Annotated in this window: 26 protein-coding genes; 14 read left to right on the top strand and 12 right to left on the bottom strand. The window is 66.5% G+C overall.

From position 1 onward, the window contains the following. Window positions 1-44 precede the first annotated feature (44 nt). Window positions 45-662, bottom strand: coding sequence for a glutathione transferase GstA (gstA, locus tag ACX17K_RS14165; protein ID WP_493775297.1), 618 nt, complete (start codon window positions 660-662; stop codon window positions 45-47). 172 nt (window positions 663-834) lie between these two features. Here gstA and ACX17K_RS14160 point away from each other — a divergent pair, with 172 nt between their 5' ends. Next, on the top strand, window positions 835-1,716 hold the full coding sequence (locus ACX17K_RS14160; RefSeq protein ID WP_493775296.1) for a LysR family transcriptional regulator: 882 nt from the start codon (window positions 835-837) through the stop codon (window positions 1,714-1,716). A gap of 53 nt (window positions 1,717-1,769) precedes the next feature. Further along, window positions 1,770-2,102, top strand: coding sequence for a hypothetical protein (locus ACX17K_RS14155; RefSeq protein WP_493775295.1), 333 nt, complete (start codon window positions 1,770-1,772; stop codon window positions 2,100-2,102). A gap of 23 nt (window positions 2,103-2,125) precedes the next feature. Here the strand turns inward: ACX17K_RS14155 and ACX17K_RS14150 are convergent, their stop codons facing one another. The 3 genes from ACX17K_RS14150 to ACX17K_RS14140 form a co-directional block, all read right to left on the bottom strand. Further along, window positions 2,126-2,677 (bottom strand): hypothetical protein, encoded by a 552-nt coding sequence (locus ACX17K_RS14150; RefSeq protein ID WP_021475197.1) that lies wholly within the window; start codon window positions 2,675-2,677, stop codon window positions 2,126-2,128. A gap of 79 nt (window positions 2,678-2,756) precedes the next feature. After that, window positions 2,757-3,608 (bottom strand): D-hexose-6-phosphate mutarotase, encoded by an 852-nt coding sequence (locus tag ACX17K_RS14145; protein WP_493775294.1) that lies wholly within the window; start codon window positions 3,606-3,608, stop codon window positions 2,757-2,759. A 62-nt stretch (window positions 3,609-3,670) separates the two neighbouring features. After that, complete coding sequence (locus ACX17K_RS14140; protein ID WP_214759573.1) at window positions 3,671-4,111, bottom strand: Mpo1 family 2-hydroxy fatty acid dioxygenase; 441 nt, start codon at window positions 4,109-4,111, stop codon at window positions 3,671-3,673. 88 nt (window positions 4,112-4,199) lie between these two features. Here ACX17K_RS14140 and hutC point away from each other — a divergent pair, with 88 nt between their 5' ends. From hutC to hutH, 6 genes are all read left to right on the top strand, one after another. Then, entirely contained in the window at window positions 4,200-4,916 is a 717-nt protein-coding gene (hutC, locus tag ACX17K_RS14135; RefSeq protein WP_493775293.1) for a histidine utilization transcriptional repressor HutC, read from the top strand. Window positions 4,917-5,097: 181 nt separating this feature from the next. Further along, window positions 5,098-6,339, top strand: a complete 1,242-nt coding sequence (gene hutI / locus ACX17K_RS14130) for an imidazolonepropionase (RefSeq protein ID WP_493775292.1) — start codon at window positions 5,098-5,100, stop codon at window positions 6,337-6,339. Between the two features lie 65 nt (window positions 6,340-6,404). Then, window positions 6,405-7,334 (top strand): formimidoylglutamase, encoded by a 930-nt coding sequence (gene hutG, locus ACX17K_RS14125; RefSeq protein WP_493775291.1) that lies wholly within the window; start codon window positions 6,405-6,407, stop codon window positions 7,332-7,334. A 38-nt stretch (window positions 7,335-7,372) separates the two neighbouring features. Continuing rightward, window positions 7,373-9,043 carry a urocanate hydratase gene (gene hutU / locus ACX17K_RS14120; RefSeq protein WP_493775290.1) on the top strand — a complete coding sequence of 557 codons (1,671 nt, stop codon included), beginning with the start codon at window positions 7,373-7,375 and terminating at the stop codon, window positions 9,041-9,043. A gap of 60 nt (window positions 9,044-9,103) precedes the next feature. Then, on the top strand, window positions 9,104-9,487 hold the full coding sequence (locus tag ACX17K_RS14115) for a lipocalin-like domain-containing protein (RefSeq protein ID WP_493775289.1): 384 nt from the start codon (window positions 9,104-9,106) through the stop codon (window positions 9,485-9,487). 51 nt (window positions 9,488-9,538) lie between these two features. Beyond that, entirely contained in the window at window positions 9,539-11,071 is a 1,533-nt protein-coding gene (gene hutH / locus ACX17K_RS14110; protein WP_493775288.1) for a histidine ammonia-lyase, read from the top strand. A gap of 110 nt (window positions 11,072-11,181) precedes the next feature. Here hutH and ACX17K_RS14105 read toward each other — a convergent pair whose 3' ends face one another. After that, window positions 11,182-12,039 (bottom strand): formylglycine-generating enzyme family protein, encoded by an 858-nt coding sequence (locus ACX17K_RS14105; RefSeq protein ID WP_493775287.1) that lies wholly within the window; start codon window positions 12,037-12,039, stop codon window positions 11,182-11,184. Between the two features lie 162 nt (window positions 12,040-12,201). Between ACX17K_RS14105 and ACX17K_RS14100 the strand changes: the two genes are divergently transcribed. The 3 genes from ACX17K_RS14100 to ACX17K_RS14090 all read left to right on the top strand — a co-directional run bounded on the left by ACX17K_RS14100 (window position 12,202) and on the right by ACX17K_RS14090 (window position 14,606). Continuing rightward, a complete protein-coding gene (locus tag ACX17K_RS14100) occupies window positions 12,202-12,711 on the top strand; it encodes an REP-associated tyrosine transposase (protein WP_046157989.1) in 510 nt (169 codons plus the stop codon). Between the two features lie 172 nt (window positions 12,712-12,883). Next, complete coding sequence (locus ACX17K_RS14095) at window positions 12,884-13,429, top strand: GNAT family N-acetyltransferase (protein WP_052729351.1); 546 nt, start codon at window positions 12,884-12,886, stop codon at window positions 13,427-13,429. 190 nt (window positions 13,430-13,619) lie between these two features. Next, window positions 13,620-14,606, top strand: coding sequence for a hypothetical protein (locus tag ACX17K_RS14090; protein WP_493775286.1), 987 nt, complete (start codon window positions 13,620-13,622; stop codon window positions 14,604-14,606). Window positions 14,607-14,689: 83 nt separating this feature from the next. Here the strand turns inward: ACX17K_RS14090 and ACX17K_RS14085 are convergent, their stop codons facing one another. Next, window positions 14,690-15,883, bottom strand: a complete 1,194-nt coding sequence (locus ACX17K_RS14085) for an amino acid aminotransferase (RefSeq protein WP_493775285.1) — start codon at window positions 15,881-15,883, stop codon at window positions 14,690-14,692. A gap of 58 nt (window positions 15,884-15,941) precedes the next feature. Then, window positions 15,942-16,250 (bottom strand): superinfection immunity protein, encoded by a 309-nt coding sequence (locus ACX17K_RS14080; RefSeq protein WP_493775284.1) that lies wholly within the window; start codon window positions 16,248-16,250, stop codon window positions 15,942-15,944. 175 nt (window positions 16,251-16,425) lie between these two features. Between ACX17K_RS14080 and ACX17K_RS14075 the strand changes: the two genes are divergently transcribed. The 3 genes from ACX17K_RS14075 to ACX17K_RS14065 are packed head-to-tail and all read left to right on the top strand — an operon-like array spanning window position 16,426 to window position 18,393. Beyond that, on the top strand, window positions 16,426-16,887 hold the full coding sequence (locus ACX17K_RS14075; protein ID WP_231150454.1) for a GNAT family N-acetyltransferase: 462 nt from the start codon (window positions 16,426-16,428) through the stop codon (window positions 16,885-16,887). Then, on the top strand, window positions 16,862-17,506 hold the full coding sequence (locus tag ACX17K_RS14070) for an alanyl-tRNA editing protein (RefSeq protein ID WP_493775283.1): 645 nt from the start codon (window positions 16,862-16,864) through the stop codon (window positions 17,504-17,506). Before ACX17K_RS14075 ends, ACX17K_RS14070 begins: the two co-directional genes overlap by 26 nt. Beyond that, window positions 17,506-18,393, top strand: coding sequence for a DMT family transporter (locus tag ACX17K_RS14065; RefSeq protein WP_493775282.1), 888 nt, complete (start codon window positions 17,506-17,508; stop codon window positions 18,391-18,393). Before ACX17K_RS14070 ends, ACX17K_RS14065 begins: the two co-directional genes overlap by 1 nt. A 58-nt stretch (window positions 18,394-18,451) precedes the next feature. Here ACX17K_RS14065 and ACX17K_RS14060 read toward each other — a convergent pair whose 3' ends face one another. The 5 genes from ACX17K_RS14060 to ACX17K_RS14040 all read right to left on the bottom strand — a co-directional run bounded on the left by ACX17K_RS14060 (window position 18,452) and on the right by ACX17K_RS14040 (window position 24,629). Next, on the bottom strand, window positions 18,452-19,870 hold the full coding sequence (locus ACX17K_RS14060; protein WP_493775281.1) for a phage tail protein: 1,419 nt from the start codon (window positions 19,868-19,870) through the stop codon (window positions 18,452-18,454). A 289-nt stretch (window positions 19,871-20,159) separates the two neighbouring features. Further along, window positions 20,160-20,564 carry a hypothetical protein gene (locus ACX17K_RS14055; RefSeq protein ID WP_493775280.1) on the bottom strand — a complete coding sequence of 135 codons (405 nt, stop codon included), beginning with the start codon at window positions 20,562-20,564 and terminating at the stop codon, window positions 20,160-20,162. 8 nt (window positions 20,565-20,572) lie between these two features. After that, complete coding sequence (locus ACX17K_RS14050; protein ID WP_493775279.1) at window positions 20,573-22,093, bottom strand: glycine-rich domain-containing protein; 1,521 nt, start codon at window positions 22,091-22,093, stop codon at window positions 20,573-20,575. Window positions 22,094-22,276: 183 nt separating this feature from the next. Next, complete coding sequence (locus ACX17K_RS14045; protein ID WP_493775278.1) at window positions 22,277-22,855, bottom strand: tail fiber assembly protein; 579 nt, start codon at window positions 22,853-22,855, stop codon at window positions 22,277-22,279. A gap of 10 nt (window positions 22,856-22,865) precedes the next feature. After that, window positions 22,866-24,629: a tail fiber protein gene (locus ACX17K_RS14040; RefSeq protein WP_493775277.1), complete on the bottom strand. Its 1,764-nt coding sequence runs from the start codon at window positions 24,627-24,629 to the stop codon at window positions 22,866-22,868. Window positions 24,630-24,689 lie beyond the last annotated feature (60 nt).

The following is a 24,689-nucleotide window of genomic DNA, read 5'->3' as shown; positions in this document are numbered from 1 at the left end:
GAAACGGCCGGGTTTCCCCGGCCGTTTTTCATGGTGGAACCGGCTCAGCGCGCCGGCGCCGCGGCCGCTTCGGCTTGATGCGCGGCCCGCGCCGACGGCCGGGCGTCGATGCGCTGGAAGTAGGCATGCAGCGCCGGCCAGAGCGCGATGTCTATTCCGAAGCGCGGCAGCCAGCCCAGCACCGCGTACAGATAGGCGTCGGCGATGCCGAAGCGGTCGCCCAACAGGCAGGGCTGCGTTTGCAGCCTGTCCTCCAGCCAGTCCAGCCGCCGGAACAGCTTGTCGCGGAATATCTGCAACGCGGCCTCCGGCAGGTCGGAGCGGAACAGCGGCGCGCTGCCGCCGTGCAGCTCGGTGGCGATGAAGTTCAGCATCTCCTGCAACCGGGCCCGCGGCCAGCCGCCGTTTTCCGGCGCGAGCCCGGCGTCCGGCCTGAGATCGGCCAGGTATTGCAGGATGGCCGGCCCCTCGGTCAGCACCTCACCGTTGTCCAGCGCCAGCGCGGCGACATAACCCTTGGGATTGATGTCGAGAAAGTCGCGGCCGTCGCCGGTTCGCTTGGTCTGGTTGTCGACGCGGACCAGCTCGAACGGCAGGCCGAGTTCGCGCAGCGCGATGTGCGGCGCCAGCGAGCAAGCCATGGGGGCGAAATACAGCTTCATCAGGTTCTCCATTGTGGTGCCGCGTTCGGCATGGCTCACGGCGGCCAATGTCTACGCGATTCAGGCTTCCATGCTGCCGCCTGGCGGCGCTTGCGGTAAAACAAGAATTTCAGCACTCTGTCATTAGCTGTACTAATGGTTGCAGCGCGTAGTTTTCATGAGGGGACGATCGATGATGAACCTGATGCACTGGCGGCTGATGCTGGCGGTGGCGGAGTGCGGCACGGTGACCGAGGCCGCGCGCCGCCATGGCATCACCCAGTCCGGGGCCAGCCAGGTGATCCGGCAGATGGAGCAGACGCTGGGCGCCGAGCTGTTCGTGCGCGATCGCCGCCGCACCCGGCCGACGGCGCTGGGAGAGCGGGTGCTGCGCCGCGCGCGCGGCATGCTGGAAGAACTGGACGCCATCCGGAGGCTGGCCAACGAGGGCCGGGGACTGTGCGAGGGCAAGGTGGTGGTGGCGGGCTTTCCATCGGTGTTTGCTCAGGGGCTGGCGCGGCGGCTGGACGATTTCCGGCTGCTGCATCCGGGGATGGACGTGTTGTGGCTGGAGGGCGGCGACGCCGAGATAGAAGAATGGCTGGCCGAGGGCCGCGTGGACCTGGGCATCGTGCTGAATCCGGCCGCCGGGCGCGACGCGATGCTGCTGGGCGAGGATGGCTGGGTGGCGGCGCTGCCTGGCGACCATCCCTTGGCTAGCCGCTCCAGCAGCCTGCCGCTGGCGCCGGCGGCATTGGCCGATCAACCCTTCATCGCCGCCAGCGGCGGCTGCGAGCTGAACGGCGAGAGCGTGATGCGCGCGCTGGGCGCGGCGCCGGCCAATGTCAGGCTGCGGCTGCGCGATTGGGACAGCGCGCTGGCGATGGTGAAGGGCGGCTTGGGCGTGACGGTGGCGCCGGAGTCGGTGCTGCCGGACAAGCGGCATGGTTTGCGGGTGTTTCCGCTGGAGGGCGCGCCGCCGCGGCGTTTCGCGCTGGCGGCTTCCGGCATGGCGTCGCCGCAGGCGGCGGCGCTGCGGGATTGGCTGGCGGGCAGGAGCGGAACGGATGATTGACCTTTGGATTGCTGGAACGCGTGTTCCGGCATCGAATGCGCCATGGAGGAGCAATGAGCCAGATCGGGAGCGAAGTGAGGAGCGTTCGGGCGTACAAGGCGATGCTGCAGGGTGAGGGGGCATTGCCGGATGAGCAGGTATTGGAGATTCTGCAGGCGCAGCGGCAGAGGCTCGATCTGATCACCCGCAAATGGCGGGCCGACGCCAAAAAGCGCCAGGCCGGCGGCGGCGCGGCGGGTTCCGTCGATTCGCACCGGGCGATGGCGGAGGTGCTGGAGGCGTTGGACAAGCTGGCGCTGGCCTGCGGCGCGGCGGAGCCGAAGCAGCCGAATCCGCCGCCGGCCCCAGGCATGGGCCGGACCGCGAATGGCATGGACAAGCTTTAGCGCCTGCTTGGCGGCGCTCGGCCTTATTGCTGGCGGTAGATCAGCCGGCCTTCCAGCAGCAGTTCGCTGGCGGCCAGGGCCAGATTGTTGCCGGGGGCGGCGCGGTCGAACACGAAGCGTTGGCCCTGGTATTCGATCCAGGCGCTGATCGGCTCGCCCTGGAAGCGGCCGAGGATTTCCTCGGAGCGCAGCACGTCGGCGTCGGCCGGCAGCATCAGGCCCTTGGGCGCGCTGTCGGCCTGCTCCAGGTCCCACTTGTCATTGTTGATCGGCTGCGGGTCGTGGCGGGTGGCGGACTTCATCCACAGGCGGAACATCCACAGCGGCAGCAGCACGCGGTGCACGCGCTTGTCGTCGGTGATCACGCAGGCCACCGGGAAGCGCTGCTCGCATTGCGGACAGCAGGCTTCGGCGGACAGGTAGATCTTGCCGTGCATCAGGCTGGCCAGGCCTTCCATGTGCTCGGCGCCCACCATGGCGCGGCACTGCGGGCAGTGCTTGCCGAAACGGCGCACGCTGTTGCCGTTGGCGAAGGTCAGCGGAAGGAAGCGGGAAATCTTGTCTGGTCGTGCCATTGCTGAGGTCCGGATAGCCTGGAAAGCGCCGCCGGACCGGAGGGTCGCGGCGGCCGTCTCGAACTGGGGATTATAACCCCTAGCCGTGACAAGAGAAATGCAGGCGGCAAGCCAGCCGGTGGCGCTCGCCCGGCGCCAGCGCGCGCGCGTCGTCGCCGGCGTTGGCGGTTTCCACGCAGACGAAGCGCCGCCAGTCCCCGTCCGGCAGATCGGCCAGCTTTCGCGCCTTGGCCGGCGCCGGGTTCCACACCACCGCGCTGGCCGAGCCTTCCGGCTGGATGGCGATGTCGCGTCGCCAGCCGGCGTCGCGCAGCGTCGCGGCCTGGCGGGAATACACCACCAGGTCCACTTCGCCGTCGAAACGGAACGGGCCGGCCGGCAGGGCGGTGCGGGCGTCGGCCACCTTGTCGTGCGCCGGGGCGTTTTCCAGGCCCAGCAGCTCGACGCTGTCGATGTCGGACACCGCGAAATAGCTGTGCAGCGCGGCGCTGACGGTTTGCGCGGCATCGCCATGATTGGTGGTGGCCAGCGCGATGGCGGCGCCGTCGGGGCCGATGCGGAAATCCAGCTCGGCGGCCAGATCGCCGTGGCGCGGGCCATCCAGTTTCACGTGGAACACTTCGCCGTCGCGGCTGGCGTCGCGCAGCGTCCAGAGCTGCTGGCGGGCGACGCCGTGCGCCGGCTGGCCGGCATCGGACGGATGCGGGCCGAACCACGGCCAGCACACCGGCACGCCGCCGCGTATCGCCTTGCCCGGCTGGCAGGCGGTTTGCGGCGACAGGTAGAGCAGCGGCGGCTCGCCGTCGCGGCGGTAGTCGATCAACTGGCCGCCCAGCAGGGCGATGCGGGCGGAGAAGCCGTCGCCGGCCAGCAGTATCTGGTCGACGCCGGGCGCCAGGGGGGCCAGGCTCAGGCCTTGCGGGAGGAACATCGCGCGCTCCATCGGAATCGGGAAAAGACCGATGATAGCGCGCGGCGGGACGGTTCAGCGCGTCATTCGATCAAGCCCAGCCGCCGCCACAGCGAGCGCAGCGTCCACAGCGGGCCGATCAGCAGGAACTGCAGGTCCTGGGTGAACGACGGCTTTTTGCCTTCTCGCGCGTGGCCGGCGAACTGGCCGGCCCAGGCCACGGCGAACACCAGCAGCGAGACGAGGCCCAGCGGCAGGCCCTGGCTTTGGGCGATGGTCAGCAGCAGCAACGCCAGGCCGCCGAGCATGGCCATCACCAGCGCCGCCGCGCGCGACAGCCGCCAGTACCAGGCCACGGCGGCCAACGCCGCCAGCCAGGCCCAGGGCAGCGGGCCGGGCAGCACGATCAGCATGCCCAGCAGCGACAGCGCGATCAGCGGCACGCACAGCTTGTGCATGGCGATGTTGAACGGATGGCGGTGGCTTTCGTCGTAGGCCGCCAGCCATTGCGGCAGGGTCATCATGGTTCGCCTCCCTTTATCTGCGCTGGATCAGCCAGCGATGCGGCCGCTCGCGCTACAATCGCTCATTCCCGTCAAGACTGGAGCCAAGGTGTCAGACGCCGCCCAACCCCGTTACCAGCGCATCAAGGACTACATCCTGTCCGGCATTCGCGACCGCCACTTTCTGCCCGGCTGCAAGATTCCGCCGGAGCTGGAGCTGGCGCGGCAGTTCGGCGTGTCGCGCATGACGGTCAACAAGGCGGTGCGCGATCTGGCCGAGGCCGGCATCCTGCTGCGCTTCGCCGGCGACGGCACCTATGTCGCCGAGCGCAAGGCGGAGTCGCCGCTGCTGGACATCAACAATATCGCCGCCGAGATCGAGGCGCGCGGCCATCGCCACACCGCCCACGTGATTCTGCTGGAGGCGGCGCCGGCCAGCGAAGAGGTGGCGCTGCGGCTCAGCATGCGCGCCGGCGGCGCTGTTTATCACTCACTGATCGTCCATTGCGAGGACGATGTGCCGATCCAGCTGGAGGACCGCTACGTCAACCCGGCCTTCGCGCCCGATTATCTGCGGCAGGATTTCTCCGAGCGAACGCCCAACGACTACCTGATGCAGAGTTGCCCGCTCACCGATATCGAGCATAGCGTGGAAGCGGTGCTGCCGGGGGCAGCGGAGCAGGCGCTGCTGGGCATCGCCGCCGCCGAGCCCTGCCTGCTGGTGCTGCGGCGCACCTGGTCGCACAAGAAGCTGGTCAGCTTCGCCCGGCTCACCCATCCGGGGCTGCGTTACAAGCTGCGTTCGCAGACGCGAGTGAAGAAGTAAACGGTATATACAATTAGACGACAATCGCAGACAAAAGCGGCCGCCTGACAAGCGGCCGCTTTTTATTGCCATGCAACATCAGTACCTTGCATGAGACAGTCCGGGAAAAGATTTTCCCCTGCGCTTGACACCAGCAGTCCGGGCGATTAAATGTATATACAAATAATCCGGCAGGACGACCATGAACGCTCCCCATTCCCACCGCCCCAGCCTATGGCTGAATGCCAGGCTGGCCACCATGGACCCGGTCCATGACGCGCCCTACGGCGCGCTGGAAGGCCATGCGTTGCTGTTGCGCGACGGCCACATCGAGGCGGTGCTGCCGCAGGCCGGCATCGACGCCGCTGCTTTCGACGGCGAAGTGTTCGATCTGCAAGGCCGCTGGGTCACGCCGGGCTTCATCGATTGCCACACCCATCTGGTGTACGGCGGCAGCCGCGCGGCGGAGTGGGAAAAACGGCTGACCGGCGTGCCTTACCAGCAGATCGCCGCCGAGGGCGGCGGCATCGTCTCCACCGTCCGCGCCACCCGCTGGCTGGACGAGGAGGAGCTGGCGCTGGCCAGCCTGCCGCGGCTGAAAGCCTTGATGGCGGAGGGCGTGACCATGGTGGAGATCAAGTCTGGCTATGGCTTGACCCAGGCCGACGAGCTGAAGCAGCTGTCCGCGGCGCGGCGGCTGGAGGCGTCGCTGCCGGTGGAAGTGGCGACGACGCTGCTGGCCGCCCACGCGGTGCCGCCGGAATACGCCGGCGACGCCGACGGCTATATCGATCTGGTGGTCGAGTCCATCCTGCCGGTGGCGGCGCGGGCGGGCTTGGCCGAGGCGGTGGACGCGTTCTGCGAGAGCGTGGGCTTTTCCCCGGCGCAGACCCGCCGCGTGTTCGAGGCGGCGCGCGCGCATGGCTTGAAAGTGAAGGGCCATGTCGAGCAGCTGTCCAACCTCCACGGCGCGGAGCTGGTGGCGGAGTTCGGCGGCCTGTCGGCCGACCACATCGAATATCTGGACGACGCCGGCGTGGAAGCGTTGCGGCGCGCCGGCACTGTGGCGGTGCTGCTGCCCGGCGCCTTCTATTTCCTGCGCGAGACGCAAAAGCCGCCGGTGGACAAGCTGCGCGCCGCCGGCGTGCCGATGGCGGTGTCCACCGACCTTAATCCCGGCACCAGCCCGTTCGCGTCGATCCGCTTGGCGATGAATCAGGCCTGCGTGCTGTTCGGCCTGACGCCGGAAGAGGCGCTGGCCGGCGTCACCCGTCACGCGGCGCGGGCGCTGGGGCGCGGCGACACTCACGGCCGGCTGGCCGCCGGCTGCGTCGCCGACCTGTTGGTCTGGGACATCGCCCATCCGGCCGAGCTGGCCTACAGCGTCGGCGTGCCGCTGTTGAAGCGGCGGGTGTTCCGCGGCGCGGCGCAACATATCGACTGATGACCGTTCGGCCCGCCGGACGCCAGCGCGCTTCCGGCCGGGACGGCAATAAAGGAAGCATGCTCATGGTGGACATGAAGATCTGGACCGGCCGCGTGGACGCGGCCGAGGGCGAGGCGGCCAAACGCTGGCACCAGGCGGTGCAGCCGCTGCCTGAAAGCGGCGCGCCCGGCATCGCCATCATCGGCTTCGCCTGCGACGAGGGCGTGCGCCGCAACCAGGGCCGCGTCGGCGCGGCCGGCGGCCCGCAGGCGCTGCGCAAGGCTTTGGCCAATCTGGCCTGGCACCCGACCTTGCCCTTGTACGACGCAGGCGACGTCGCCTGCGCCGACGGCGATCTGGCCGCCGCGCAGCAGCGCCTGGGCGAGCGCGTGGCGCAAGTGATCGCCGCCGGCCATCTGCCGCTGGTGCTGGGCGGCGGCCACGAAACCGCCTACGGCCACTGGTTGGGCCTGTCCGCCGCGCATCCGGACAAACGCATCGGGGTGATCAATTTCGACGCCCACTTCGACCTGCGCCAAGCCGACGAGGCTACCAGCGGCACGCCGTTCGCGCAGATCGCCGCCGACTGCGCCCGCCACGGCCGCGTGTTCCGCTATCTGTGCCTGGGCGTGGCCGAAACCGCCAATACCCAGGCGCTGTTCGACACCGCCCGCGCGCTGAACGCCGAATGGCGGCTGGACACCGACATGAATGGTTGGCAGCTGGCCGACATCCGCGGCCAGCTGGCCGAGTTTCTCGACAGCGTCGACGCCGTCTACCTGACCATCGATCTGGACGTGTTGCCGGCGGCGCAGATGCCGGCGGTGTCGGCCCCGGCTGGCTACGGCGTCGACATCGCCGTGGTGGAGGCGCTGACCTCGCGCATCGCCAAGAGCGGCAAGCTCGCCGGCGCCGACCTGGTGGAATTCAATCCCGCATTCGATATCGACAGCCATGGCGCCAAGGCGGCGGCGCGGCTGGCCTGGAGCCTGAGCCGCCACCTGCGCCGTTGACGATCGCGCGATTCAAGGAAAACAGAGGAGAGAGAACCATGACCGACCCGCGTTTTGACGCTTCCCGCCACATCCGCGCGCCGCGCGGCAACCAGCTCACATGTAAAAGCTGGCTGACCGAAGCCGCCTACCGGATGATCCAGAACAATCTGGACGCCGAAGTGGCCGAGCACCCGCAAAGCCTGGTGGTGTACGGCGGCATCGGCCGCGCCGCCCGCAATTGGGAATGCTACGACAAGATTCTGGAAACCCTGCAGCGGCTGGAAGACGACGAAACGCTGCTGGTGCAGTCCGGCAAGCCGGTCGGCGTGTTCAAGACCCACGAAAACGCGCCGCGCGTGCTGATCGCCAACTCCAATCTGGTGCCGCATTGGGCCAACTGGGAGCACTTCAACGAGCTCGATAAAAAAGGCCTGATGATGTACGGCCAGATGACGGCCGGCTCGTGGATCTACATCGGCTCTCAGGGCATTGTGCAAGGGACCTATGAAACCTTCTTCTCCGTCGCCAACCAGCATTTCGGCGGCAAGCCGCAAGGCCGCTGGATTCTGACCGGCGGCTTGGGCGGCATGGGCGGCGCGCAGCCCTTGGCCGCCACCATGGCCGGTTTCAGCATGATCGCCGTCGAATGCGATGAAACCCGCATCGATTTCCGCCTGAAAACCCGTTATGTGGACCGCAAGGCCACCACCTTGGACGAGGCGCTGGCCATCGTCGAGGACGCCAAGCAAAGCGGCCGCGCGGTGTCGGTGGGCTTGCTCGGCAACGCCGCCGACGTGTTCGCCGAACTGGTGGCGCGCGGCATCACGCCGGACGTGGTCACCGACCAGACCTCCGCCCACGACCCGGTGCACGGCTATCTGCCGCAAGGCTGGACCGTGGCCCAGTGGCGTGACAAGCAGAAGACCGCCGCCGCCGAGATCACCGCTGCCGCCAAGAAATCGATGGCCGTTCAAGTGCGCGCGATGCTGACGCTGCAAGCGCGCGGCGCGGCCACGCTGGACTATGGCAACAACATCCGCCAGATGGCGCTGGAAGAGGGCGTGCAGAACGCCTTCGACTTCCCCGGCTTCGTCCCGGCCTATGTCCGCCCGCTGTTCTGCGAGGGCATCGGCCCCTTCCGCTGGGTAGCGCTGTCCGGCGATCCGGAAGACATCTACAAGACCGACCAGAAAGTGAAGGAGCTGATCCCCGACGATCCGCACCTGCACAACTGGCTGGACATGGCCAAGGAACGCATCGCCTTCCAGGGTCTGCCGGCGCGCATCTGCTGGGTGGGCCTGAAAGACCGCGCCCGCCTGGGCCAGGCTTTCAACGAGATGGTGAAGAACGGCGAGCTGAAGGCCCCCATCGTCATCGGCCGCGACCATCTGGATTCCGGCTCGGTCGCCTCGCCCAATCGTGAAACCGAAAGCATGCGCGACGGCTCCGACGCCGTGTCCGACTGGCCGCTCTTGAACGCCTTGCTCAACACCGCCGGCGGCGCCACCTGGGTATCGCTGCACCATGGCGGCGGCGTGGGCATGGGCTTTTCGCAGCACTCCGGCGTGGTCATCGTCTGCGATGGCAGCGACGCCGCGTCTGAACGCCTGGGCCGCGTGCTGCGCAACGATCCGGGCACCGGCGTGATGCGCCATGCCGACGCCGGCTACGACATCGCGGTGAACTGCGCCAAAGCGCAGGGCCTGGATTTGCCGATGCTGAAGTAAGCGTCGTAGGGCGGGAGCCCCCGAGGGCGTTCCGCCTGCCTCGTTATGGGAGAGCTGGAAGTGCAAGCAAGCGATCTGATCGGCGAATGGAAGCTGGACGAATTCATCGTCCATCGCGAAAACGGCGAGGCCTTTCATTGGCCCGGCGAGCAAAGCGGCACGCTGATCTACACCGCCGGCGGCTACGTCAGCGTCGCGCAGAACCGCCAGCCGCTGGCCAATCCCAGCCCGGAAGACGCGCAGCGGGTGTCCAACTTCTACACCGGCCGCTGGCGGCTGGGCGAGGAGGCGGGCGTGGTCTACCACACCGCGCTGCAGTCGAACGCGCCGGCGGTAATCGGCCAGACCATGCGCCGCGAAGTGGAGCGGCTGCCGGACGGGCGGCTGAAGCTGTCCGGCCAAGGGTTGAAAGAAAAGGTGACGCTGATCTGGTCGCGTTTGTGACCGGTAAGCGCCCATCAGCAAGAACATAAGAAGCATAGAGAGACAGAAGCCATGAGCATCCTCAACATCGTACCGGGCCGGCTGACGCTGGCCGACCTGCGCCGCGTTTCACGTGAAACCGGCCTGCAATTGAAGATCGATCCATCCGCCTACGCGGAGATCGACGCCTCCGCCGCCACCGTGGCGCGCGTGCTGTCCGAAGGCCGCACCGTTTACGGCATCAACACCGGCTTCGGCCTGCTGGCCAGCACCAAGATCGCCACCGACGAGCTGGAGCTGCTGCAGCGCTCCATCGTGCTGTCGCACGCCGCCGGCATCGGCGCGCCGATGGAAGACAGCAGCGTGCGCCTGGTGATGGCGCTGAAGATCAACTCGCTGGCGCGCGGCTTCTCCGGCATCCGCCGCGAAGTGATCGACGCGCTGGTGACGCTGTTCAACCGCCAGATCTACCCGGTGATTCCGCAGAAGGGCTCGGTCGGCGCCTCCGGCGACCTGGCGCCGCTGTCGCATATGAGCGCGGTGCTGATCGGCGAGGGCGAGGCTTTTGTCGACGGTGTGCGGGTGCCGGGTGCGGTGGCGATGCGTTCCGCCGGCCTGGAACCGATCACGCTGGCGCCGAAGGAAGGCCTGGCCTTGCTGAACGGCACCCAGGCGTCCACCGCCTTCGCGCTGGAAGGCCTGTTCGCCGCCGAAGACCTGTACGTGTCGGCCACCGTGGCCGGCAGCCTGTCGGTGGAAGCCGCGCTGGGCAGCCGGACTCCGTTCGACGCGCGCATCCACGAGGTGCGCGGCCATCAGGGCCAGATCGACGCCGCCCGCCTGTACCGCGAACTGCTGGCGCATAGCCAGATCGAGCAGTCGCATGAAAACTGCGGCAAGGTGCAAGATCCGTACAGCCTGCGCTGCCAGCCGCAGGTGATGGGCGCCTGCCTGACCCAGATCCGCAACGCCGCCGAAGTGCTGCGCGTCGAGGCCAACGCGGTGTCCGACAACCCGCTGGTGTTCGCCGGCGACAACGACATCCTGTCCGGCGGCAATTTCCACGCCGAGCCGGTGGCCTTCGCCGCCGACAACTTGGCGCTGGCCATCGCCGAGATCGGCTCGCTGTCCGAACGCCGGATGGCGCTGCTGATCGACAGCAATCTGTCCAAGCTGCCGCCTTTCCTGGTCAACAACGGCGGCGTCAACTCCGGCTTCATGATCGCCCAGGTGACGTCGGCCGCCTTGGCCAGCGAGAACAAGTCGCTGGCCCACCCGGCCTCGGTGGACAGCCTGCCCACCAGCGCCAACCAGGAAGACCACGTGTCGATGGCCACCTTCGCCGGCCGCCGCCTGAAGGACATGGCCGGCAACACCGCCGGCATCTTGGGCGTCGAGCTGCTGGCGGCCTGCCAGGGCATAGACTTCCGCGCGCCGAACAAGTCCAGCGACAAGCTGGAGGCGGCCAAGGGCATGCTGCGCGAGCAGGTGCCGTTCTACGACAAAGACCGCTACTTCGCGCCGGATATCGAGAAGGCCGCGGCGCTGGTGGCCAGCGGCCGCTTCAACGGTCTGATCGATGGCGAGGCGTTGCCATCGCTGTAACGTGGATGGGTAGGGTGCGTCACCCGAAAGGGCGACGCACCGTCAAATGATGGATCGAGAGGGCAGGCCGGGAGGCTTGCCCTTTTGTCTGCATGGCGTGTGCCGGATGCTCAGCGTGCGACGCGGAAACCTATGTAATTGGCGCGGAAATCCGGATATATCCAGTTGTAGGTATCGATACCCACCGACTTGGCGTCATACGACCAAGCGCCGCCCCGATATAGGTAACCCATGCAGGTCTGGTTGTCCTCGCCCCGTTTGGAGCGGATGGGCACGCAGGTGGACACCCATTCGCTGACATTGCCTACCATGTCGTAGAGGCCGAAGCGGTTGGGCGCGAACGACGCGACCGGCGCGGTTTGCTTGCCATCCCAGCGGCTGCCGCAACCGTTGCAGTTGGCGCGGTTTTTCCCCAGCTTGGCGCCCCAGGAAAAGCGGGCGGGGGAGCCCGCCGCCGCTGCGTATTCCCATTCCTCCGATGTCGGCAGCCGGTAGCGCCGCCCGGTCTTTTGGCTGAGCCAGTCGACGTAGCGTTGCGCGTCGTTCCAACTAACGTGGATGACCGGTCGATCGCCACGTCCCCAACCCTCGTCATAGGGGTAGTTGCAAGGGGCGTCGGCTTGGCAGGGCGGCTGGTTCGGCCGAGTTTGGTATGCCCAGCCGGTGTCGGCCTCCTGGCAGCCGCCATCATCGACGCAGGCATCCCATTGCGCGAAGGTGACCGCGGTGGCCGATAGTTGAAACGGCGCGATCTGGATGGTCTGCCGCAGGTATGTTTCCGGCGGGCAGACGCGCCCATTCGGCACTCCCGGGCAGGCGTCGGTTGTCCATTCTCCCGCGGGGATGTCGACCATCAGAGGCAACGTTTCCGCCATGGCCGGGGCATTGAGTCCGGCGAGGGCGAGCAGGCTGACGAGCTGGATGTGGCGGCTTGGCTTAGTTTGGATTGAGGGGAAACGTGGCTTCATTGCGGCTTGGGTGGATGGAGTGCGTCCATTGTAGCGTGTGCATGGCGGGGGAAGTCTGGGTCGGCGGCTTGTCTGCCGGTTCAAGCTGTTTCCCCCGGCTTTTGGCCGGTCCCCTGATCTCCCGGTTTCCGCTACTCTGGCTTCTTTTGCCAGGGGCGAGGAATGTCTCCCCTTCCGCCAGGAGTGGTGGCGGGCGCGTGCTTCTTCTTCACCGTGGCCACCACGCGCCAGCATGCGGTGCTCACCGACGAGATGGTCCGCGTCGCTTTGCGGCGGGCCATCGTCGCCGTGCGCGCGGCGCGGCCGTTCCGGATCGAGGGCTGGGTGTTGTTGCCGGACCGGATGCACGCGATCTGGACGCTGCCGGCCGGCGACGCCGATCACGGCGCGCGCTGGCGCGAGATCAAGCGCCGGGTGACGCGGCTGGTGGGCGCGCATTATCTGCGCGCGGACGGGCGGCCGAGAGAACGGGACGCGCTCTGGCAACTACGCTACGAACAGCGGCGGGTGGCCGGGGCGGAGGAGCTGGCCCGCCACCTGGATTTCCTGCATTACAGCCCGGTCCGGCACGGCTGGGCGGCGCGGGTGCGGGATTGGCCGTACTCGTCTTTCCACCGCCATGTGGCCGGCGGGCGGTATCCGCCGGACTGGATGGAAGGGCAGGTGGGCTGAACCCTGCCGGCGCGGCGGGGTCTCAGCCGCTGGTGCCCCTGGCCCTCTTTCGAGAGGCCGGCCAGACATTCCGATGCCGTGTCGCCTTCGTTGCAGGCTGTTGCCTGCGTCGGCGCGCCGGGTTTGGAGGTTTGCGTCAGCCGCTCTTGTATTTCGACGATAGGAGCCCACCATGACCGATATGTCCACGCTCAGCTTCACGGTTGTGCCCAACCGCGATCTGACCGCGCAGCAGCGCGACCGCATCCTGAGTTTGTGCTCTCAGGCCTACGAAGAGGATTTTTCGCCGTATATGGAGTTGTTGGGCGACGCCACTCACTTGATGGTCAGCGAGGAGGGCGAGCTGGTCAGCCACGCCGCCTGGCTGCCGCGCGAACTGCGCGCCGAAGGCCTGCCACCGCTGCGTTCCGCCTATGTGGAGGCGATGGCCACCCTGCCGGAGCGGCAGGGCAAGGGCTATGGCTGCGCGGTGCTCTCCACCATTCCGGCCTTGATCGGCGATGACTACGATATCGCCGCGCTGTCGCCGTCCGAGGCCGATTTCTACGCCCGCCGCGGTTGGGAACTGTGGCTGGGGCCGTTGGCCTACCAGGACCGGGAAGGCCTGGTGGAAACGCCGGAGGAGGAGGTCATGATCTATCGCTTATTCCATACGCCGTCGGCGCTGGACATCAGCGCGTCTCTGGAAACCGACTGGCGGCCCGGCGAGGTGTGGTAAGTCTTTGATTCAGCGAAAAACCGGCCCCGCGGGGCCGGTTTTTTGTGTGCCGCCGCGCCAGCTGTTTCCGTCCTGGCGCGCGCGTGCCGGGCAGATAGCGATCTGCTATCGCCGGCATCCTGAAATCCAATTGGCATTGCGTGTCGCTTCCACGCAGAGTGGAGGGGAACCCATCGTGAAGGAGACCCGGATGCTGCAAGAGTTGCTGCCGCCATTGCTGGCCTATTCCGGCAGTTACCGGCAAGGCTTGTCCAATCATGTGCCTATGGCCTTGCAGGCCTTGGCCGAGCTGGGGGCGGACGAGTCCGAGCTGCGTCGGCGCGCCGCCTCATGCGCGCATCTGGAGCCGCTGGTCGACGATGGCCGCGACATCGCCGAGACCAGCGGCTGGCTGGGCGACTCGGCCAGCGAGGCCGCCTGGCGGCGTCGTTTGGCCTGGGAGCGGCAGAGCGAGCAATGGCAGCGTTGTTGGCCGCATCGGCTGCGGCTGGTGTTGGAGGCGCCGGCTTCGGCGTCGTTTCATGGCGTGATCCGGCTGGCTTATGCGGCGCGCGGCGGGGTGGCGGCTGAGATCGACGCCGCCTTGGCCTATGCCTTGGCGAACTGGCGGCTGCTGCCGTCGCCGGGCCGCAGCGCGGTGCCGCTGACCTTGCCGGAGCTGCTGCGGGATTGGCATCGCGCGCCGATTCCGCCGGGCGAGGAGGGCAGGCTGATCGCCGACGACATCGAACACGCGCTGGCCGCGTCTGTGCTGCCGTGGCGGCTGCCGCCCGGTTTGCTGGCCGGAGCGCGCGAGCAGCGCCGCGTGTGCCGCCTGCTGTTTCTGGCCAGGCGCAAATTCAATATCCTGCATCTGCTCACTGCCTGGGAGGCCGGCCTGAGCCTGGCGCGCGGGCAAGGCTTGAGCGAAGTGCCGGATTGCGCGGTCTTGCAGATGCAGATGGCGCTGCTGGGGGCGTTCATTTACCACGGCTGCCCGGCGTTGCCGGCGCTGCGCCGGGACTCTCTGCCGCCGTTGGCCGATATCCGCCGGCTGGCGCGGGAACAACGGGACGACCACAGCGTCAAGCTGGCGCTCAGCTGCATGCGCCTGGCGGAATTGGAAGGCGACGCCGCCTGGCTGGAGTTGGCCACCGAAGTGGCGGTCCATGGCTGGCCGGAGCGGGTGGCGGCCTGAATGAAAAACGGCGGGCCGCCGCATCGCGACGGGCCCGCCGTGCCGGAACGCGCGGCCCGCGATGCGGGCCGGCGACGCGGCGCTTACTGCACCTGGGCGAAGGCCTGGGCCACGTAGGGCGCGTTGGCTGCATTGAGGCCGGCCACGCACATGCGGCCGCTGCCCACCAGGTAGACGGCGAATTGCTCGCGCAGCTTGTCCACCTGCGCCTGGCTGAAGCCGGTGTAGCTGAACATGCCGCGCTGATTCACCAGGTAGCCGAAGTCGCGCTCGGGCAGCGCTTCCTTCAGCACCTGCACCAGCACGCCGCGCATCGCCTGGATGCGCTCGCGCATCTCGTTCACCTCGGACACCCACAGCGCCTTCAGCTCCGGATTGTTCAGCACGGTGGCGATCACCTTGGCGCCGTGTGTCGGCGGGCTGGAGTAGTTGCGGCGCACGGTGGCTTTCAGTTGGCCGGACACCAGCGCCGCTTCGGCGGCGGTTTCGCACACCACGGACAGGCCGCCGCAGCGCTCGCCGTACAGCGAGAAGATCTTGGAGAAGGAGTTGCTGACCAGGAAGGCGATGCCGGCGTCGGCCATCGCGCGGATCGCGTAGGCGTCTTTCTCCAGCCCGGCGCCGAAGCCCTGGTAGGCGATGTCCAGGAAGGGAATCAGCTGGCGGGCCTTGGCCACTTCCACCACCTGGTCCCACTGCGCCTCGGTGAGGTCGGCGCCGGTGGGGTTGTGGCAACACGGATGCAGCAGCACGATGCTCTTGGCCGGCAGCGTTTGCAGCTTGGCCAGCATGGCGGCGAAATCCACGCCGCGGGTGGCCGGGTCGAAGTAGGGATAACGGTCCACAACCAAGCCCGCGCCTTCGAAAATGGCGACGTGGTTGTCCCAGGTCGGATCGCTGACCCAGACGCCGGATGCCGGGAAGTAGCGCTTGAGGAAATCCGCGCCTACTTTCAGCGCGCCGGAGCCGCCCAGCGTCTGCAGCGTGGCGATGCGGCCGCCTGTCACCGCCGGATGATCGGCGCCGAACAGCAGCGTCTGGATGGCGCTGCGGTAGGCCGGCATGCCGTCCATCGGCAGGTAGGTGCACGGCGGCTGCGGCTGGCCGGACAGCAGCGCCTCGGCCTGTTCCACCGCTTTCAGGCGCGGAATGCGGCCGGCTTCGTCGTAATACAGGCCGATGCTGAGGTTGACCTTGGTCTCGCGGGAATCTTTGCCGAAGGCTTCCACCAGCGACAGGATGGGATCGCCGGCGTAGGCGTCTACATGTTGGAACACAGTCTTCTCCTCTTGGTTTGCGGGCGCCCGCGCTGTAGTCCGGCGGGTCGCCTTGAAATCAGGCCAGGTCGTCGCGTTTCAGCGCCAGCGCCATCGCCGCGATCCACGGCACGATCAGCCAGCCGCCCAGCACGTTGACCAGCGCCACCAGCTTCAGCCGCGGGCTTTTCACCAGCGCGGCGGTGACGGTGGGCAGCAGGTAGGCCCCGCCCATCACCAGCGCGTCGCCCAGCCAGATGGCGATTTCCGTCAACAGCGGCATCTGGCCCCAGCTGCCGGCGCACCACAGCGCGATCACGGTCAGCAACAAGGCGAACAGCAGGTTTCTCAGCAAGGGCAGGGACATGGCGCGGCTTAGCGTGGACAAACCCTTATCCTGCGAGTTTTTGCCGCGGCTGGCAACGGGAGGATGCGCGAGATGCTGGCGGAAAATGCCATAAATCGTCCCGCATCGGCTATTTGCTTGCCGTTTATATGCCAAACGCTTGTTTGGCGGCGGCTATTTGTTTACGCTGGGACTTTCATCGGGGCGAGAAATAGCGATGGCGGTGGCGATAGACAGCGACCCGGCGAGGCTGGACCGGGAGCGGATTTACCAATATTTGTCGGGCGAGTCTTACTGGGCGCGCGGTTTGCCGCGCGAGGTATTCGAGCGCTCGCTGGATCATTCGCTGTGCTTCGGCGCCTATGCCGACGACGGCCAGCTGATCGGCTTCGCCCGCGCCATCACCGACCGCGCCACCTTCGCTTATCTGGCGGACGTGTTCGTGCTGGAAGGCTGGCAGGGCCAAGGGGTGGGCAAGCGGCTGGTGGAGGCGGCGATGGCGCATCCGGACCTGGCCGGCCTGCGCCGGATGATGCTGGCCACCGCCGACGCGCACGGCCTGTACGCGCAATACGGTTTCACCGCGCTGAACCGGCCGGAGCGGATGATGGAGAGGCTGGATCAGGACGTGTATCTGCGAAAGGCGGCGGGCGGTGACGCGCAAGCGGTTTTGGGATGATCCCTACCAGACTGAGCTCGCCACCCGCGTCAGCCGGGTGGACGGCGAGCGGGTGTGGTTGGAGGAAACCATCTTCTACGCTTTTTCCGGCGGCCAGGAGAGCGACAGCGGCCGTATCGCCGGCCATCCGGTGCGGCTGGCGGAGAAGCAGGGGGCGGACATCGTCTACACGCTGGACGCGGATCACGGCTTGCGCGCCGGCGACGCGGTGGCGGTGGAGATAGACTGGCCGCGCCGCTACCGGCTGATGCGGCTGCATTTCGCCGCCGAACTGGTGCTGGAAGTGATCTGCCAACAGATGGAAGACGCGGAGAAGATCGGCGCCCACATCGCCGAGGACAAGGCGCGGATAGACTTCGCGCTGGATCTGCCGATCACGCCCTTGCTGGCCGATATCGCCGCCGCCGCGCAGCGGCTGATCGACGACGACCTGCCCATCGTCAGCGCTTTTTCCGACCAAGCGGCCGGGCGGCGCTACTGGGAACTGCCCGGCTTCGCCCGCGTGCCCTGCGGCGGCACCCATCTCAAGCGCAGCGGCGAGGTGGGACGGATCGCCCTCAAGCGCCGCAACATCGGCAAGGGCAAGGAACGGGTGGAAATCTATTTACTGGATCAATGATGCTGTATGACCTTGCCGCGGTCGGCGCCGCCGGCTGCTGGGCGCTGGGCGGACTGCTCGGCGCCACGCCTTCCCGCCATTTCGGTCCCTTCGCTTTCACCCGGCTGCGGCTGACGCTGCTGACCGTGGTGCTGGGCGGGGTCAGCCTGCTGTCCGGCGGCTGGCATTCCATCAGCGCGGCCAGCTTGTGGCCGGCGCTGTTGTCGGGGCTGGCCGGCATTTTCCTCGGCGACACAGTGATGTTCGCGTCGATGAACCGGCTGGGGCCGCGCCGCACCGGATTGCTGTTCGCCACCCATTCGGTGTTCTCGGTGCTGCTGGGCGTGCTGTTCCTGGCGGAGCGCTTGAGCGCGGGGGCGATGCTGGGCAGCCTGCTGGTGTTCGGCGGCGTGCTGCTGGCGGTGGCCTTCGGCCGGCGCGAGGTGGACGCCCATGTGTGGGAGCGCAATGACAAGCTGACCGCCGGTGTCGCGCTGGGCCTCGCCGCTGGGTTGTGCCAGGCGCTGGGCACTTTCTTCGCCAAGCCGGCGATGGCGGCCGGCCTGGAGCCGGTGACCGCGTCGGCCCTGCGCATGGGCGTCAGCTGCGGCGCGCATTACTTGCTGTGGCTCAGCGGCTGGAGGCTGGCGAAAAGCCGTGGTCCGTACACGCCGCGGATGCTGGGCCAAACCGCGCTCAATGGACTGGTGGCGCTGGGTCTGGGCATGACGCTGATCATGCTGGCCTTGCAGCATGCGAACGTCGCGACGGTGGGCATTCTGTCGGCGCTGAGCCCGGTGTTGATCCTGCCCATGCTGTGGGTGGTATTGCGCCGTCCGCCGCCGCTTCTGGCCTGGCTGGGCGCGGCGGTCAGCTGCGCTGGCACCGCGCTGGTGGTGTTGCGCTGAGCCATGAAAAACCGCGCCTGAGGGCACGGTTTCACGTGGAACGTGGCAGATGGTCACATCAGCATTTGATGCAGGCGAGCAGGGCGACGTTGCGGGGGCGGATAGTTGCTAGCCAAGAGTCGATTGCTCCTGCCCATTGATTTAAATTGGAGCTGGGTAGGCTCGGATGCGCATTCGCAAAGCCATTGCTGATGACTGCGCCATTGTTTTGGTTATCCCATGTGCCGATAACGCCAAATCCGGTCGACTGATTGGTGTAGCCATTTTTAGTCGCAGGCTCAAGGCCGGCTGCTTCAAGGTTGCCAGGAGCTACATCGATGCCGTAGGCCAGATTGCCATTGCCTAGTTCATGAGCCATGGCTGATGGTTTTTGCCAAGAACCAAAAGATCGGTTGACAGTATCTACTCCTCTGCCAGCGTCCCATCCTCGCAGGAACTCCCCTCGTAGATCTGGCAATCCGAACGTCGTCGAGCCATCGCCATTTCCATAGAGGCCGCCAATCGCGGCGAACAGCGCCGGGTAATCCTTGCGAGCAACGGGCCGCCCGTCGGCGATCAACCAGCCGGCAGGCGCGTCTTTCATCGCGAAGTAGGCCACCATGCCGGCCGGCGCGGCGGCGTTGACCTGAGTCGAGGTTGCGCCGTCAGCAATCCCGTAGCCAGCCAGCGTGGTGGCTTTGCCTGCCTTGCCAGCCAACTGGTTGGTGATGGTGGCGGCGAAATTCTGGTCATTGCCCAGCGCCGCCGCCAGCTCCTGCAAGGTGTTCAGCGCGCCGGGCGCGCCGGCGACCAGATTGTTGACCGCAGTTTGGAGGTCGGTTTTGCTGGCGCCGTCGGTGATGCCGTAATCGGCTAGCGTGCTTTGTTGTCCGGTTTTCAGCAGCTTGACCCAGGGCTGCCAGTTGCCGTTTTCCAGCCGCTGTTCATAAGTGGCGCCGCCCCACATCCAGTAGACCTGGCTGCCCCATTTGTCGCTGAGGAAGTTGGCCAGCAGCATGCCGTTGCTTTTATCCGGGGTTCCGCTGACTAGGCTGCTGTCGACGTGGTAGAGGCCGTTGGGGCGCACGGTTTGCAGCGAGCCGCTGGTGATGTTTTTGGCGTAGCCGGACAGGCCGGCGGCGTTCAGCGCCTGCTCAACGCGCAGCGGCGTCATCGCTTTGACGTTGTCCGTGCCGGCTTCCGCCTCGGCCTGGCTGGCGATGGCGATGCCGTAGCCGGCCAATGTGGTGGGTTTGCTGTTGCCGCCCCAGGCGATGTTGCGCACAGCCTGCAGTAGCTGATCCTGGCGCGCGGGGTCGGCTTTCTGGCCGTTGTTGCTGTTGATCACGGCCAGCAGTTCCTGCTGGGTGGATTGCATGGCGGACTGCATGCTGTTCAGCCAATCGGCTGCGACGATGGTGCCAAGCTCGCCGGTGGCCGGGTTGCCGTCGTGGAACAGGCTGTCCGGGCTATTGATGGGCTTGAGTTGTTCTTGCATGGAAAACGCCTCCCGCTGGGTAAAGAAAAATCGGCCGCAGGGCCGATGACGGATGTCGCTGTTTGAGAATGACGGTGATTGTGCGGGAGCTCGCATGATCGAATCAGTGGACGGATTTCAGTGGGCTCCGTCAGGGAAGGCATGTGGTATGGCAGGGGGAAGGCAATGCAGCCCGTTGGTTTTTCTGCATCAAATGCCAACTTGTATGTCGTTGTTTGATGCCGTCCAACCGCCGGGCCGCATCCGCCTAGCCCATGTGACGGGCCAGGCGATTACTTGTGGGGCCAAGCTATGTCCCGGCGGGATACTCTGGCCGAGCGGGAAGCGGTTTGGATGCATCGCCTGCGCCTGCGCTGATGATGTTGCGCAGAGCTTTGCGATAGCTTGCCCATGGAGACGGAACCGATACGCCGGCCTCATAGCAGCGCAGGATGGTTTTGTCTGAATCGGCAAGGGCCGACTGGGCTTGAAGTTGGTATATGGCCCAGGTTTGTTCCGCGGTCAGAGCCTTAGGTGTCGGCGGGGTGGGAGGCGTGAATGTCCCATTTTTGTAGGTCCAGCCAGGGCCGGCGTTATCCGAAGGTATGGCTTGGAGTCCGCTGGGAGGCTGCCAGCCATCGCCACCGTCCCACATCACCACATTGACCACGTTGCTGTTTTGGTCGATCAGCATATAGCGCTGCGCGTTGTTCATGATTCCTCCTACCATTCAACGATGACTAAGCCGGATGCGCCGATCTGGCCATTGTAGTTATATGTGGCAGCTCGACCGCCGCCGCCGCCGCCGCCATACAAAACACTGGGTTGCGGCCCATGGCCGGCAAATGACGGCGCGCTGAAGATATTGGAGCCGCCCGCGCCGCCGTCGGGCCGTGTATTCGGCAGATCGCTGCCGGGGCCGCCATAGCCGGCCAGCGATGCGCTGCCGGGGGCACCTCCGTTTGAGTGAGAGGGTTGGCAAGCGCCGCCGCCGCCGCCGCCAATGCTCAGGTTGCCGAAGGTAGTGGTGCCGCCGGTTCCGCCCGTGCTATTGGCATAGGTGCCGCCGTTGCCGGAGCCGATGCCGCAGGCCCCGCCGGCGCCTATCGTCAGTGGAATGGCCTGTCCCGGGGTGACGGTGAGCGGGTTTCTGAAAAGGACGCCTCCAGCCCCGCCGCCGCCGGGGGTATAGGGCGCGCCAGAGATTGCCCCTGCGCCGCCGCCTCCGCCGCCGACCAGTGTCACGTATATCCGCGTCACGCTAGGCGGCACGGTGAATGTGCCGCTGTTGGCAAACTGCTGCATGCCCCTGAGGCCGCCGAACAGTTGGCTCATCTGAACCGCATGCTGGCCCTGAGTGGCAGGCGCGACATTGAATGCCTGGCTTGCGTCGCCGTTCTTGGCGGCGGCATCGGCGATGCCGTAGCCGGCCAGCGTGGTGGCCTTGCCTGCCTTGCCAGCCAACTGGTTGGTGATGGTGGCGGCGAAGTTCTGGTCGTTGCCCAGCGCCGCCGCCAGTTCCTGCAAGGTGTTCAGCGCGCCGGGCGCGCCAGCCACCAGATTGTTGACCGCGATTTGCAGGTCGGTTTTGCTGGCGCCATCGGTGATGCCGTAATCGGCCAGGGTGCTTTGCTGCCCTGTTTTCAGCAGTTTGACCCACGGCTGCCAGTTGCCGTCTTGCAGCCGCTGTTCGTAAGTGGCGCCACCCCACATCCAGTAGACCTGGCTGCCCCATTTGTCGCTGAGGAAGCTGGCCAGCAGCATGCCGTTGCTTTTTTCCGGCGCGCCGCTGACTTGACCGAAAGCGTCGACGTGATAGATGCCGTTGGGACGCACGGTTTGCAGCGATCCGCTGGTGATGTTTTTGGCGTAGCCGGACAGGCCGGCGGCGTTCAGCGCCTGTTCGACGCGCAGCGGCGTCATCGCCTTGATGTTGTCGGTGCCGGCTTCGGCCTCGGCCTGGCTGGCGACCGCGATGCCGTAGCCGGCCAGCGTGGTGGGCTTGCTGTTGCCGCCCCAGGCGATGTTGCGTACAGCCTGCAGTAGCTGATCCTGGCGCGTGGGGTCGGGACTTTGGCCGCTGGTCTTGAGCAGGGTCAGCATTTCTTGCTGGGCGGACTGTACCGCCGACTGCATGCCGTTCAGCCACTCGGAGGTGACCACGGTGCCGAGTTCGCCGGTGTAGGGGTTGCCGTCGTGGAACAGGCCGTCCGGGCTATTGATGGGTTTGAGCTGGTCTTGCATGTGAGGCGCCTCCCGCTGGTAAAGAGAAATCGGCCGCCGGGGCCGATGACAGATGTCGCTGATTCGGAATGACGGTGATTGTGCGGCAGGCGGGCGCGGTGGCTCAGTGGACGGATGTCAGTGTGGCAAGCGCGAAAAACGGCAGCGCGGGGCTGCCGTTTCGGGGGGAGGCTGGAACTGCGCTTAGCCGGGTTGCTTGGGCCAGTCGGCGTCCACCAGCCGCGGCCACATCGCCAGGTCCGGTAGGCGGGACAGGTCGACGCAGTAGCGTTTCCAGGCGGCCAGTTTTTGCAGCTCGTCGGCGGTGGCGATGCCGATGGACTCGGCGTCTTCCAGCGGCCGGCGGGCGGAGTAGGCATCGGCCAGTCGTTGCTTCAATGCGGCGTTGGTCTTTTCCACCAGCGCGGCGGCCTGGGCGGTTTTGTTGATGCTCCAGTTTTTGCCGTCCCAGGCGGGGAATTCGCAGGGCGGCAGCAGCGTGGCGCGCAGGCTGTCTGGCGTGTCGCCCAGGCGCGCCTGGATGGGTTGAGCGGTGTCGATGCTCCACAGTTTGACGGCGCGCCAGTCCGGCGACACGGTCCAGCCGCCGTCGCGGAAGACGGCGGTCTGGCGCTCGGCGGCGACCGGCGGCTGCAGCTCGGTGCTGTAGGCGGGCAGCAGCCAGACGCCGGGTTGCAGCGGCGACGGATCGGCCGCAGTCGGTCCCTGGTATTCGCCGGTTTGCGGGTGGTAGGCGTAGACGGTTTTGTTGTTGTCAGACATGGCGGGTTCCTCAGTATTTGATGCAGGCGAGCAGAGCGACGTTGCGGGGGCGGGTGGAGAAGGCACCGTTATCTCCTGCGCCGTTTGTAGACGTGGCATTGGCTACAAAAAAGATAGAGTTATTTAGATCGGTAGGGGATCTATTGCCTTCTATGTTCATGTTGGTCCAGTCTGGCTCGATGTTCCATGCCCCAATGGCGGAGGTTCCCGGAGCATAGGGCCCGCTCAGCCTATCGATCAGATGGCGAATGGCGGTGGGGTTTTGCCGAGTTCCGAAGCCGCGTCCGCCATCCACGCCGCGTCCATCATCCCAGCCCCGCACGAACTCGCCGCGCAGGTCCGGCAGATTGAAGGTGGTGGAGCCGTCGCCCGCGCCATAGTAGGTTCCCAGCGCCGCAAACAGGGACGGGTAGTCCTTGCGGCTCACTGCCGCGCCGTTGGCCTTCAGCCAGCCCAGCGGCGGAGCGGACATCGCGAAGAAAGCGACCTGGCCGGTCAGATGCCCTTCATGGATCAGCGTATACCAGGGGTTCCAGCGCTTTGCCTGATCATCGTTGCGGGTACGGAAGCGCATCACGTAGCCGTTGATGTAGTCGGCAGTCAACTGGCAGGAGTAGTCGCTATTGCCGCCCAAGCCCCCGAAGGCGATATAGGGGCCGTTGACGCCGCTGGAGGTGGCGTAATTGAAGCCCATCTCGCCGGCGGTGACATCGTTGTCGAGAGAGGTCTTGTCGTCGACGCATATGCGATAGCGGCGTTTCTTGATGATGGAGCCATCGTTGCCGGAATGCCAGACGCGATATTCGCCGCCGGTAGCTTCCTTCAGCATCAGCGTATCGTCGCCATAGCCCTTATGAACCAGCGCCACCGCGCTGTTGCCGGGGCGATGCAGGCCCAGCGATGGGAAGTCGGTGCCGGTGGAGCGCAGTTCCAGCGTGCCGCTGGTGTAGAGATTGTTGTCGTAGACGTTGGGCGTGGTCTTGATGATCTGCGAGGTTTGCGCGGTGGACAGCGCCAGCGTGTTGATGCCGTAGCCGGCCAGCGAGCTGGATTTGTCGGCCTTGCCGGCCAGCTTGTTGGTGATGGTGGAGGCGAAGTTGTTGTCGTTGCCCAGCGCCGCCGCCAGTTCCTGCAGCGTGTTCAGCGCGCCCGGCGCGCCGCTGACCAAGCCGTCCACCGCCGCCTTCAGCTCGGCCTTGGTCGCGCCGTCGGTGATGCCGTAGCCGGCCAGCGTGGTGGCGGCGTCGGCCAGCTTCTGCCATTGGCTCCAGTTGCCGCGGTAGCGGCAGCGGTACCAGCAACCGGCGTTGTTGTAGCACTGATACTGTTGGTAGACCATCTCGCCATCGGCAAAGACAAACAGCAAGCCGGCGTACGGCGCCGGGTAATTGGCGCCGTTGGCGGCGTAAGCGTTGGCGGGATTGTGATACAGGCCGTCGTCGGTGATGTTGTTCAAGTCGACCTTGTCGCCTAGCTGCGGCCGCATGGCCAGCCCGTCGGCGATGCCGTAGCCCGCCAGGGTAGTCGGTTTGGCGTTGCCGCCCCAGGCCAGTTGCTTGATCGCCTGCAGCAGCTGGTCCTGACGCGCCGGATCGGCTGGCTGGCCGTTGTTGCTGCCGATCACGGACAGTACTTCCTGCTGAGTGGCCTGGATGGCGGATTGCACGGTGTTCAGCCAGCTGGCGGAGACGATGGTGCCCAGCTCGCCGGTGGAGGGGTTGCCGTCGTGGAACTTCTGGTCCGGCGTGGGAACGGGCTTGATCGGGTCTTGCATGAGGCGCTCCTGGAAAAGGATGGAACAGGGACGGCCGATTGAGGATCGGCGCCGGGGAGG

The organism is Chromobacterium sp. INPA-IVC (genome assembly GCF_059047085.1).
The sequence above is the reverse complement of the archived record's forward strand: the minus strand, read 5'-3'. Positions and strand labels throughout refer to the sequence as shown.